At 60.0% G+C, this 11937-nt stretch carries 9 protein-coding genes; all 9 read right to left on the bottom strand.

Going from position 1 to position 11937, the window contains the following annotated elements; all coding sequences use genetic code 11:
• Window positions 1–19: 19 nt before the first annotated feature.
• The 9 genes from kdsA to fabZ all read right to left on the bottom strand — a co-directional run bounded on the left by kdsA (window position 20) and on the right by fabZ (window position 11909).
• On the bottom strand, window positions 20–865 hold the full coding sequence (kdsA, locus tag ACM6J5_RS19410; RefSeq protein ID WP_056720954.1) for a 3-deoxy-8-phosphooctulonate synthase: 846 nt from the start codon (window positions 863–865) through the stop codon (window positions 20–22).
• Between the two features lie 5 nt (window positions 866–870).
• Complete coding sequence (locus ACM6J5_RS19405; RefSeq protein WP_095943886.1) at window positions 871–2502, bottom strand: CTP synthase; 1632 nt, start codon at window positions 2500–2502, stop codon at window positions 871–873.
• Window positions 2503–2776: 274 nt separating this feature from the next.
• Window positions 2777–4105 carry a tRNA lysidine(34) synthetase TilS gene (tilS, locus tag ACM6J5_RS19400; RefSeq protein ID WP_414929174.1) on the bottom strand — a complete coding sequence of 443 codons (1329 nt, stop codon included), beginning with the start codon at window positions 4103–4105 and terminating at the stop codon, window positions 2777–2779.
• Window positions 4106–4238: 133 nt separating this feature from the next.
• Entirely contained in the window at window positions 4239–5186 is a 948-nt protein-coding gene (locus ACM6J5_RS19395) for an acetyl-CoA carboxylase carboxyltransferase subunit alpha (RefSeq protein WP_095943884.1), read from the bottom strand.
• A 139-nt stretch (window positions 5187–5325) separates the two neighbouring features.
• Window positions 5326–8847 carry a DNA polymerase III subunit alpha gene (gene dnaE / locus ACM6J5_RS19390; RefSeq protein ID WP_095943883.1) on the bottom strand — a complete coding sequence of 1174 codons (3522 nt, stop codon included), beginning with the start codon at window positions 8845–8847 and terminating at the stop codon, window positions 5326–5328.
• Window positions 8848–8924: 77 nt separating this feature from the next.
• Window positions 8925–9551, bottom strand: a complete 627-nt coding sequence (rnhB, locus tag ACM6J5_RS19385) for a ribonuclease HII (RefSeq protein ID WP_414929220.1) — start codon at window positions 9549–9551, stop codon at window positions 8925–8927.
• Window positions 9552–9562: 11 nt separating this feature from the next.
• A complete protein-coding gene (gene lpxB / locus ACM6J5_RS19380) occupies window positions 9563–10693 on the bottom strand; it encodes a lipid-A-disaccharide synthase (RefSeq protein ID WP_095943881.1) in 1131 nt (376 codons plus the stop codon).
• Window positions 10694–10695: 2 nt separating this feature from the next.
• A complete protein-coding gene (gene lpxA / locus ACM6J5_RS19375; RefSeq protein ID WP_095943880.1) occupies window positions 10696–11472 on the bottom strand; it encodes an acyl-ACP--UDP-N-acetylglucosamine O-acyltransferase in 777 nt (258 codons plus the stop codon).
• Complete coding sequence (gene fabZ, locus ACM6J5_RS19370; RefSeq protein WP_007978374.1) at window positions 11469–11909, bottom strand: 3-hydroxyacyl-ACP dehydratase FabZ; 441 nt, start codon at window positions 11907–11909, stop codon at window positions 11469–11471. Before fabZ ends, lpxA begins: the two co-directional genes overlap by 4 nt.
• Between the last annotated feature and the right edge of the window lie 28 nt (window positions 11910–11937).

Below are 11937 nucleotides of genomic sequence, written 5' to 3'. Positions count from 1 at the left end.
TTTACCGGAGAATTGAGGATTACGCGGTTTCTACCGTCGGAAAACTCTTCACCAGTTCGTCCAAAGCCTTGAGCTGGGCCAGGAATGGCTCCAGTTTGTCCAGGCGCAAGGCGCAAGGACCGTCGCATTTGGCGTTGTCCGGATCCGGGTGGGCTTCCAGGAACAGGCCGGCCAGCGACTGGCTCATGCCGGCCTTCGCCAGATCGAGGACCTGGGCGCGACGACCGCCGGCGGAATCGGAGCGACCACCCGGCATTTGCAGCGCGTGGGTCACGTCGAAGAACACCGGGTATTCGAACTGCTTCATGATGCCGAAGCCGAGCATGTCGACGACCAGGTTGTTGTAGCCGAAGCTCGAACCACGCTCGCAGAGGATCAACTGATCGTTACCCGCTTCCACGCACTTGTTCAGGATGTGCTTCATTTCCTGAGGGGCGAGGAACTGGGCTTTCTTGATGTTGATCACGGCGCCGGTCTTTGCCATTGCGACCACGAGGTCGGTCTGGCGCGACAGGAAGGCCGGCAACTGGATGATGTCGCAGACTTCAGCGACGACCGCGGCCTGATCAGGTTCGTGGACGTCGGTGATGATCGGCACGCCGAAGGCTTGCTTGATGTCCTGGAAGATGCGCATGCCTTCTTCCAGGCCAGGACCACGATAGGAGGTCACAGAAGACCGGTTGGCCTTGTCGAAACTGGCCTTGAACACATAAGGGATACCGAGCTTTTCGGTGACCTTCACATACTCTTCGCAAACCTGCATGGCCATGTCACGGCTTTCCAGCACGTTCATGCCGCCGAACAGCACCATGGGCTTGTCGTTGGCAATCTCGATGTCGCCGACGCGGATGATCTTCTGTGCCATCGGGGTTACGCCTTCTTCTGGTGTTGAGTCAACGCTGCCTTGACGAAACCGCTGAACAGCGGGTGACCGTCGCGTGGCGTCGAGGTGAACTCAGGGTGGAACTGGCAAGCGACGAACCATGGGTGATCCGGCGCTTCAACCACTTCAACCAGTGCGCCATCACCGGAACGACCGGAGATTTTCAAACCGGCTTCCATGATTTGCGGCAGCAGGTTGTTGTTCACTTCATAGCGATGACGATGACGCTCGACAATCACGTCCTTGCCGTAGCAACCGTGGACCAGGGAGCCTGGCTCCAGCAGGCAATCCTGCGCGCCCAGGCGCATGGTGCCGCCCAGGTCGGAGGTTTCGGTACGGGTTTCGACGGCGCCGGTGGCATCTTCCCACTCGGTGATCAGGCCCACGACCGGGTGACCGCTTGCACGATCGAACTCGGTGGAGTTGGCGTCTTTCCAGCCCATCACGTTACGTGCGAACTCGATGACGGCCACTTGCATGCCCAGGCAGATACCCAGGTACGGAACCTTGTTTTCGCGAGCGTATTGAACCGCGGTGATCTTGCCTTCAACGCCACGCAAACCGAAGCCGCCAGGCACAAGGATGGCGTCGACGCCTTCGAGCAGCGCAGTGCCCTGGTTCTCGATGTCTTCGGAATCGATGTAGCGCAGGTTGACCTTGGTACGGTTGCTGATGCCTGCGTGACTCATCGCTTCGATCAGCGACTTGTAGGCGTCCAGCAGCTCCATGTACTTGCCGACCATGGCGATGGTGACTTCGTGCTCAGGGTTGAGCTTGGCGTCGACCACGGCTTCCCACTCGGACAGATCGGCACCGCCGCATTGCAGGCCGAAACGCTCGACGACGAAATCGTCCAGGCCCTGGGAGTGCAGGATGCCCGGGATCTTGTAGATGGTATCGGCGTCTTCCAGGCCGATCACCGCACGCTCTTCAACGTTGGTGAACTGCGCGATCTTGCGACGCGAGGAAATATCGATCGGGTGGTCGGAGCGGCAGACCAGCACGTCCGGTTGCAGGCCGATGGAACGCAGTTCCTTCACCGAGTGCTGGGTTGGCTTGGTCTTGGTTTCGCCGGCGGTGGCGATGTACGGCACCAGTGTCAGGTGCATCAGCATCGCACGCTTGGCGCCGACTTCGAAACGCAACTGGCGGATGGCTTCGAGGAACGGTTGCGATTCGATGTCACCCACGGTGCCACCGATCTCGACCATTGCCACGTCGGCATCGCCTGCACCCTTGATGATGCGGCGCTTGATTTCGTCGGTGATGTGCGGGATCACCTGGATGGTTGCGCCCAGGTAGTCACCACGGCGCTCCTTGCGCAGGACATGCTCGTAAACACGGCCGGTGGTGAAGTTGTTGTTCTGGGTCATGGTCGTGCGGATGAACCGCTCGTAGTGACCCAGGTCCAGGTCGGTCTCGGCGCCGTCGTGGGTGACGAACACTTCACCGTGCTGGAACGGGCTCATGGTGCCCGGGTCGACGTTGATGTACGGGTCCAGCTTCAGCATGGTGACCTTAAGTCCCCGCGCCTCCAGGATGGCCGCCAATGATGCCGATGCAATGCCTTTCCCCAATGAAGAAACAACACCGCCCGTGACGAATATGTAGCGCGTCATGAAAAACCCTAGAAGTCTGCGTTAAAGCGGTCCGAGCCGCCGGGGAAAGCGAAGGAAGGCCGAAGCCCCCGATCACCTGCATTAATCACAGTGCACCTTTCAAAAAAACCGCCGCGTTGGGACAGACCGGAAGATGAAACACCGGTTCGTTGCTCGCTACACATTTTTTGGAATCGCCCAGCAAAGACTGCTTGGTAATCGGCAACTCCTGCAATTCAGGCGAATCCACAGAAGTTGTATCAAGAAGGGAGCGTAGTCTACCGGAAAGCCCCTTTCAGCTCAAACCTTGATCTTCGTTCAGTGGCTGCCAATGCAAATGCCAGTCGCCGAGCGCACTACCATCGAGCCCCTTGAGGTTCGCTACCGCCAGCAGTTGCCCGTCTTTGTAGAGCAGCGGCAATCTGCCGCGTACGAAGGACGGTACAGCGCTTTCATTGAGCAAACGTTTCAGGTCCCGATGGCCCCGGCCTGGCAAGGCCATGACCTCTCCCCCTTCACGATAGCGGATATGCAGCGGGCCATCGGGGATTTGACCGGTGAGCGAAAGCACGCCGTTGCCCGCAATAGCCAGCGCAGAAGCCGGATCCAGCCACACCCCGGCGCCGGGCAAAGGCCGCAGCCAGCGGCCGGACAGCCACCAGATCCGCCCCCCCGCCCGATGCAGTTCGCCATCGGCCAGCCGCCACACCGGGCAGGCATCACCGGTGGCGTCGCGCAAATCCTTCCAACCCGACCAATGGTCAGTGTCCGGCAAACGGGTCAGCGGTTCGAGCCAATGACTCAAGGCATTGCGCTGCCGGGCATCAGACAGTTGCGCAAGAGGCGCCAGTTCAAGAGATCGCAATCCCAGCCAGGCGAATTCGCTGCCAGAGCTGGCCTCACGCAAATCCATGTCCGCCAGCTCTTCGAGCAACCCCTGCGCTTCAGTCAAATGCGCCGCGCTGCGGGCCATGGTCGCCACCGCTTGTGGCCAGCGCTGGATCAGCACGGGCAAGACTTGATGCCTGAGGTAATTGCGCGAGTACTGCCGGTCCTGGTTCGAGGGGTCTTCTATCCAGCTCAAGCCATGCGCACTGGCATAAGCCTCCAGTTCAGCCCGCGTGACATCAAGCAATGGCCGCAGCAAGTGCCCCTTGCCCAACGGGCGCTGACGCGGCATGGCAGACAATCCGCGCACGCCCGCTCCGCGCAACAAACGAAACAACAGGGTTTCCGCCTGATCGTCGCGGTGCTGGGCCGTCAGCAGCACTTCGTTGGCCTGAACGGTTTGAGTGAAGGCCTGATAACGCGCATCCCGGGCTGCACGTTCAAGGCTGGCACCCGGCTGCACCTGCACGCGAACCACTTGCAGTTGCACGCCCAGCGCAGCGCACACGGCACGACAACGTTCCGGCCACGCATCGGCCACGGCTTGAAGGCCGTGATGGACATGGATGGCGCTCAGGGCGGGGAGGGATTCGGTTTTTGCGAGGTGTGCAAGAAGGTGCAGCAGGACGGTGGAGTCCAGGCCGCCGGAGAAGGCGATGTGCCAATGGGCCGCATTGCGCCACGAGGCAAGATTCAACAAGAGTCTGGCGGGCAGATCAATATTGGACCGACTCATATCCATCACCTTGCACAAATCAAATGTGGGAGCGAGCCTGCTCGCGAAGACGGTGCAACATTCAACACATTCGTTGGCTGTCATACCGCTTTCGCGAGCAGGCTCGCTCCCACATGGGCACTGCGTGTTCGACTTAGAGACCGTAGCTCATCAGTCGATCGTAGCGGCGCTTGAGCAGCGCATCGTTGTCGAACTTCTTCAGCATCGACAGTTGCGAGCTCAGCTCGGCGCGGATCGATGCGGCGGCGGCGGCCGGGTCACGGTGCGCGCCACCCAGTGGCTCGCCAATCACCTTGTCCACGATGCCCAGGCCTTTAAGGCGCTCGGCGGTGATGCCCATCGCTTCTGCGGCATCCGGTGCTTTCTCGGCGGTTTTCCACAGAATCGAAGCGCAACCTTCCGGCGAGATCACCGCGTAGGTCGAGTATTGCAGCATGTTCAACTGGTCGCAGACACCGATCGCCAGTGCACCGCCGGAACCACCCTCACCGATCACGGTGGCGATGATTGGGGTTTTCAGGCGAGCCATGACACGCAGGTTCCAGGCAATCGCCTCGCTCTGGTTGCGCTCTTCAGCGTCGATGCCGGGGTAAGCGCCCGGGGTGTCGATGAAGGTCAGGATCGGCATTTTGAAACGCTCGGCCATTTCCATCAGGCGGCAAGCCTTGCGGTAGCCTTCCGGACGCGGCATGCCGAAGTTGCGGCGAACCTTCTCGCGCACTTCACGGCCTTTCTGGTGACCGATGATCATCACCGGCTTGTCGTCCAGACGGGCAATACCGCCAACGATCGCGGCGTCGTCCGAGAAGTGACGGTCACCGTGCAGTTCGTCGAACTCGGTGAAGATGTGTTCGATGTAGTCCAGGGTATACGGACGTTTCGGGTGACGCGCCAGACGTGCGATCTGCCAGCTGGTCAGCTTGCCGAAGATGTCTTCGGTCAGCGTTTTGCTCTTGTCCTGCAGGCGGGAGATCTCATCGCCGATATTCAGCGAATTGTCATTACCGACCAAGCGCAACTCTTCGATCTTGGCTTGCAGGTCGGCGATCGGCTGTTCGAAATCTAGAAAATTCGGGTTCATAGGCGTCCGTCTTGGGTCGAGTCCCAAGGGTTCTTGGGCCGGCCGGTTGTCTATTCGCGCCCTACCTTAAGGGACAGGCGCGTTGAGGTCGAGATTAAAAATTCAGGTCAAGGTCAGGGCATTCTGATAGCACTGACCGTCAACGGTATTGGAGGAAGACGTTGTCTCGCCCGAACTGGTCACGCAGGGCTTGAATCAACGCATCCGCCGGATCGATTCGCCAGCCTTCGCCGAACTGCAACATGGCCTTCGCATCGGGGCTGGTGTAGTCCATGGTGACCGGGCACGCGCCGCGGTGACGCTTCAACAGCTCACCCAGCCAGCGTAGCTGATCGCCCTTGAGGTCCTTGGCATGCAACTTCAGGCGCAGGCTTTCGGCCAGATTGGTGCGAGCATCCTCCATGCTCATCACCCGCTTGACCCGCAACTTCAGGCCACCGGAGAAGTCGTCGTTGCTGACCTCGCCTTCGACCACCACCATCGCATCGGTCTGCAACAGCGACTGCGCGGAATGGAACGCCTCGGAAAACAGCGAGGCCTCGATCCGCCCGGAGCGGTCGTCGAGGGTGATGAACCCCATCTTGTCGCCCTTTTTGTTCTTCATCACCCGCAAGGCGATGATCATCCCTGCAACCGTCTGGGTATCACGCGCCGGTTTCAGATCGATGATGCGTTGGCGGGCGAAGCGACGGATTTCACCTTCGTATTCGTCAATCGGGTGACCGGTCAGGTACAGGCCGAGGGTATCTTTCTCCCCTTTCAGGCGCTCCTTGAGGGTCAGCTCCTTGGCCTTGCGGTGGTTGGCGTAGACGTCGGCGTCCTCTTCGACAAACAGACCGCCAAACAGGTCGGAGTGACCGCTGTCCTGAGTGCGCGCGGTCTGTTCGGCCGCCTTGATCGCTTCTTCCATGGCTGTCAGCAGCACCGCGCGATTGCGGTCGATGTTGGCCTGGTAGGCTTTCTGCTCATCGTGGAAATACGGCCCGAGGCGATCCAGGGCACCGCTGCGGATCAAACCGTCGAGGGTGCGCTTGTTGATGCGCTTGAGGTCGACCCGGGCGCAGAAATCGAACAGATCCTTGAACGGACCGGCCAGACGCGCTTCGGTGATCGCCTCGACCGGACCCTCGCCCACGCCCTTGATGGCGCCCAGGCCGTAAATGATCCGGCCTTCGTCGTTCACCGTGAACTTGAATTCGGACGTGTTCACGTCCGGCGCGTCGAGACGCAGCTTCATGGTCCGCACTTCTTCGATCAAGGTCACGACCTTGTCGGTGTTGTGCATATCCGCCGAGAGTACCGCCGCCATGAACGGCGCCGGGTAGTGCGCCTTCAGCCATGCGGTCTGGTACGACACCAGGCCATAGGCGGCGGAGTGGGATTTGTTGAAGCCGTAACCGGCGAATTTTTCTACCAGGTCGAAAATGTTACCGGCGAGGTCCGCGTCGATATTGTTGGTGGCGCAACCTTCAATGAAGCCGCCACGCTGCTTGGCCATTTCCTCGGGTTTTTTCTTACCCATGGCGCGACGCAGCATGTCCGCACCACCGAGGGTGTAACCGGCCATGACCTGGGCAATCTGCATCACCTGTTCCTGATACAGGATGATGCCGTAAGTCGGTGCCAGTACGGGCTTGAGGCCCTCGTACTGGTAGTCCGAGTGCGGATACGCCAGCTCGGCGCGACCGTGCTTGCGGTTGATGAAGTCGTCCACCATGCCCGATTGCAGCGGACCCGGACGGAACAGCGCCACCAGTGCAATCAAGTCTTCCAGGCAGTCGGGCTTGAGCTTTTTGATCAGCTCCTTCATGCCCCGGGATTCAAGCTGGAACACCGCCGTGGTTTCGGCTTTTTGCAGCAAGGTGTAGGTCGGCTTGTCATCCAGCGGAATGAACGCGATATCCAGCGGCGGCTCGTTGACCTTGGCACGGTCACGGTTGATGGTTTTCAGCGCCCAGTCGATGATCGTCAGGGTCCGTAGACCGAGGAAGTCGAACTTCACCAGGCCCGCCGCCTCGACGTCATCCTTGTCGAACTGGGTTACCAGGCCGTCACCGGCCTCGTCGCAATAGATCGGCGAGAAGTCGGTCAGTTTGGTCGGGGCGATAACCACACCACCGGCGTGCTTGCCGACGTTACGCACAACGCCTTCGAGCTTGCGGGCCATCTCCCAGATTTCCGCGGCCTCTTCATCGACCTTGATGAAGTCGCGCAGGATCTCTTCTTGCTCGTAGGCCTTTTCCAGGGTCATGCCGACTTCGAACGGAATCATCTTCGACAGACGATCCGCCAGGCCATAGGACTTGCCCTGCACCCGCGCCACGTCGCGGACCACAGCCTTTGCCGCCATGGAACCGAAGGTGATGATCTGGCTCACGGCGTTGCGGCCGTACTTCTCGGCTACGTAGTCGATGACCCGGTCACGACCGTCCATGCAGAAGTCGACGTCGAAGTCGGGCATGGATACCCGTTCTGGGTTGAGGAAACGTTCGAACAGCAGGTCATATTCCAGCGGGTCGAGGTCGGTGATCTTCTGTACGTAGGCCACCAGCGACCCGGCACCCGATCCACGGCCAGGGCCCACTGGTACGCCGTTGTTCTTGGCCCACTGGATAAAGTCCATCACGATCAGGAAGTAACCGGGGAACCCCATCTGGATGATGATATCCAGTTCGAAATTCAGTCGGTCGACATAGACCTGACGCTTGGCTTCGTAGTCTTCGGTGGTGTCTTTGGGCAGCAGAACACTAAGGCGCTCTTCCAGGCCGTCGAAGGATACCTTGCGGAAGTACTCGTCGATGGTCATGCCATCGGGGATCGGGAAGTTGGGCAGGAAGTGCGTACCCAGCTTCACTTCGATGTTGCAGCGCTTGGCGATCTCGACGGTGTTTTCCAGCGCCTCGGGAATGTCGCTGAACAGCTCGGCCATTTCCTCGGCGCTTTTGAGGTACTGCTGATCGCTGTAATTCTTCGAACGCCGCGGATCATCGAGGGCGCGGCCCTCACCGATGCAAACGCGGGTTTCGTGGGCGGCGAAGTCTTCCTGCTTGATGAAGCGCACATCGTTGGTCGCGACCAGCGGCGCACCGAGCCTCTCGGCCAGGGCCACGGCGCCGTGCAGTTGCTCTTCATCGTTGGGGCGGTTGGTGCGCTGGATTTCCAGATAAAAACGGTCCGGAAACACTTCCATCCATTCGCGAGCCAGGGTTTCGGCCTCGGCCGGGTTGCCGCCGAGCATGGCCTGGCCGATCTCGCCTTCCTTGGCCGCCGACAGCATGATCAAGCCCGAGTTGGCTTCAGCAACCCATTCGCGTTCGATGATGACCGCACCATTGCGCTGACCGTCGATGAAGCCGCGTGAAATCAGTTCGGTAAGGTTGCGATAGCCTTCGGCGTTCATCACCAGCAGGCTGATCCGGCTCAGCGGGTTGTCCGGATCCTTGTTCGACAGCCACAGGTCGGCACCGCAGATCGGCTTGATCCCGGCACCCATGGCGTTTTTATAGAATTTGACCAGGGAACACATGTTGTTCTGGTCGGTGACCGCCACGGCAGGCATGTTCATGCCGACCAGGGTCTTGACCAGCGGTTTGATCCGCACCAGACCGTCGACCAGGGAGTATTCAGTGTGCAGGCGTAGGTGAACGAATGAAGCCGGCATAGTGATCCTGTCTGTAAGCGTGAAGACAACAAGGCCCGGATTGTACCGGGCCTTGGTAGAAAAAATCAGCCTTGCGACTAACTCTCGATGATGATTTCCAACGCTTCATACGCCATCCGGACCGGAGCAAACGAACGCCGGTGAATCGGGGTAGGACCAAGACGGGCGAGCGCTTCCAGATGAACGGGGGTCGGGTAGCCTTTGTGCCCGCCAATACCGTAACCCGGGTAGATCAATTCGAACGCAGCCATTTCCCGGTCGCGACTGACCTTGGCCAGAATCGATGCGGCGGCGATGGCGGGGACCTTGCTATCGCCTTTGACCACAGCCTCGGAGCGCATCGGCAGTTTCGGGCAACGGTTGCCGTCGATCATCGCCAGTTTTGGCTGAACGTGCAGCCCGGCGACCGCGCGCTGCATGGCCAACATGGTGGCGTGCAGGATATTCAGCTCGTCGATTTCTTCGACTTCGGCACGAGCGATGCACCAGCTCAGGGCCTTTTCGCAGATTTCGTCGTAGAGCTTTTCACGGCGGGCTTCGGTGAGTTTCTTCGAATCGTTCAGGCCGAGGATCGGGCGGTTTGGATCAAGGATCACTGCCGCCGTCACCACCGCGCCACAGAGCGGGCCGCGCCCCACTTCATCGACACCGGCAACCAACTCTTCGATTTCAGCGACCAAGGTGAAATCCAGCCCCATCTGCATATTCGTTTTACTCATTTTACTTGGCCGATCAGGTTCAGCACTGCGTCCGCAGCCTGGTTGGAGGCATCCAGACGCAGGGTCCGGTGAATCTCGTCGAAACCGCGGGTCTGTTCTTCCCCACCTTCGATCAGCGGCGACAAGGTCTGGGCCAGCGCTTCGACCGTGGCATCGTCCTGCAACAACTCGGGTACCAACAGACGCTGGGCCAACAGGTTCGGCAACGAAATGTAGGGGCTTTTCACCATGCGCTTGAGAATCCAGAACGTCAGCGGCGCCAGGCGATAGGCGACCACCATCGGTCGCTTGTACAGCAGCGCTTCAAGCGTTGCGGTGCCCGAGGCAATCAACACCGCATCGCACGCTGCCAGGGCCAGATGAGACTGGCCGTCGAGCAGGGTCAGGGGCAGATCGCGACCGGCCAACAGTTCTTCAAGCTGTGCGCGACGTTGCGCACTGGCGCATGGCATGACAAACCGCACACCCGGGCGCAACGCTCGCAAGCGCTGGGCCGTGTCGAGGAACAACGCACCGAGCCGGCCAACTTCACCACCGCGGCTGCCGGGCATCAACGCCACCAGCGGCCCGTCGGGCAAACCGAGTTCGGCCCGGGCAGCCGCGCGATCGGCCTGCAGTGGAATGGCATCGGCCAGGGTATGGCCGACGAACCGCACCGGCACGCCCTTCTCTTCGTAGAACCTGGCTTCGAACGGGAACAGCGTGAGCATCAGGTCGCAGCCTTCGCGAATCTTCAGCACGCGTTTCTGCCGCCAGGCCCAGACCGACGGGCTGACGTAATGCACGGTCTTGATTCCGGCCTGACGCAGCTTGAGTTCGATATTGAGGTTGAAGTCCGGCGCGTCGATACCGATGAACACATCGGGTTTCGCGTCGATCAGGTCGGCGACCAGCTTCTTGCGCCGCGCCAGCAGTTCGCGCAACCGGCCCAGCACTTCCACCAGGCCCATGACGGACAGACGTTCCATCGGAAAATACGAGGTCAGGCCTTCAGACTGCATCAACGGACCACCGACACCGATGAACTCGACAGCCGGGTGACGAGCCTTGAGCGCGCGCATGAGGCCCGCACCCAGAATGTCGCCGGAAGCTTCACCCGCTACCAGCGCAATACGCAGATTGGCCATGGTCAGCGAGTGATGCCGCGAGTCGAAGACTGGATGGAGTCACGGAACACCGCTACTTCCGGGAACTGCGCAGAAGGCTCGGCCAGTTCGGCGAGTGCCTGCTCCACGGTCAGGCCCTGGCGGTACACCACCTTGTAGGCACGACGCAGCGCATGGATCGCATCTTCGCTGAAGCCCCGACGGCGCATGCCCTCGAAGTTCATGCTGCGGGCTTCGGCAGGATTGCCGAACACCGTGACATACGCAGGAACATCCTTGCCGATCGCCGTACCCATGCCTGAAAAGCTGTGGGCGCCAATGTGGCAATACTGGTGAACCAGCGTAAAACCGGAGAGGATCGCCCAATCTTCCACGTGCACATGGCCCGCCAGTGCGGTGTTGTTCACCAGGATGCAGTGGTTGCCGATAACGCTGTCGTGGCCGATGTGGGCATAGGCCATGATCAGGTTGTGATCGCCCAGGGTCGTTTCCGAACGGTCCTGGACAGTGCCACGGTGAATCGTCACGCCTTCACGGATGACGTTGTGATCACCGATCACCAGGCGGGTTTCCTCGCCCTTGTACTTCAGGTCGGGTGTGTCTTCGCCCACCGAGGAAAACTGGTAGATGCGATTGTACTTACCGATTCGGGTCGGGCCCTTGAGAATCACGTGTGGCCCGATGACTGTCCCCTCGCCGATTTCCACACCTGCGCCGACGATCGACCACGGGCCGACCTCGACGCCGTCAGCCAGAACAGCCGACGGATCGATGATTGCACGAGGGTCAATCAAACTCATAGCTTGCGTTCCGCACAGATGATTTCAGCAGAGCAGACCGGTTTGCCATCGACCGAAGCCTGGCATTCGAACTTCCAGATCTGACGCTTGCAGCTGATGAACTTGGCTTCAAGGATCAACTGATCGCCCGGCAGCACAGGCTGGCGGAAACGCAGTTTGTCGGAACCGACGAAGTAGTAGAGCGTGCCATCGGCCGGCTTCACGTCGAGCATTTTGAAACCAAGGATCCCGGCAGCCTGAGCCATTGCCTCGATGATCAATACGCCCGGCATGATTGGATGCGCAGGGAAGTGACCATTGAAGAACGGTTCGTTGATGCTGACATTCTTGTAGGCGCGAATGCGCTTGCCTTCAACATCCAGCTCCACTACCCGGTCCACCAGCAGGAACGGGTAACGGTGAGGCAGGTATTCGCGAATCTCGTTGATGTCCATCATTTCGGGGGGAAGCCTATGTAAAGATTGG

Origin of the sequence: Pseudomonas sp. IT-P74, assembly GCF_949768175.1 — a bacterium.
Lineage (GTDB): Bacteria > Pseudomonadota > Gammaproteobacteria > Pseudomonadales > Pseudomonadaceae > Aquipseudomonas.
Note: the sequence above shows the minus strand (reverse complement) of the source record. Positions and strands in the feature narration are given on the sequence as shown.

Bases quoted from the DNA above. Each gene is read 5' to 3' on its own strand.
- kdsA (WP_056720954.1), bottom strand. From the start codon at position 865: ATGGCACAGAAGATCATCCGCGTCGGCGACATCGAGATTGCCAACGAC.
- ACM6J5_RS19405 (WP_095943886.1), bottom strand. From the start codon at position 2,502: ATGACGCGCTACATATTCGTCACGGGCGGTGTTGTTTCTTCATTGGGG.
- tilS (WP_414929174.1), bottom strand. From the start codon at position 4,105: ATGAGTCGGTCCAATATTGATCTGCCCGCCAGACTCTTGTTGAATCTT.
- ACM6J5_RS19395 (WP_095943884.1), bottom strand. From the start codon at position 5,186: ATGAACCCGAATTTTCTAGATTTCGAACAGCCGATCGCCGACCTGCAA.
- dnaE (WP_095943883.1), bottom strand. From the start codon at position 8,847: ATGCCGGCTTCATTCGTTCACCTACGCCTGCACACTGAATACTCCCTG.
- rnhB (WP_414929220.1), bottom strand. From the start codon at position 9,551: ATGCAGATGGGGCTGGATTTCACCTTGGTCGCTGAAATCGAAGAGTTG.
- lpxB (WP_095943881.1), bottom strand. From the start codon at position 10,693: ATGGCCAATCTGCGTATTGCGCTGGTAGCGGGTGAAGCTTCCGGCGAC.
- lpxA (WP_095943880.1), bottom strand. From the start codon at position 11,472: ATGAGTTTGATTGACCCTCGTGCAATCATCGATCCGTCGGCTGTTCTG.
- fabZ (WP_007978374.1), bottom strand. From the start codon at position 11,909: ATGATGGACATCAACGAGATTCGCGAATACCTGCCTCACCGTTACCCG.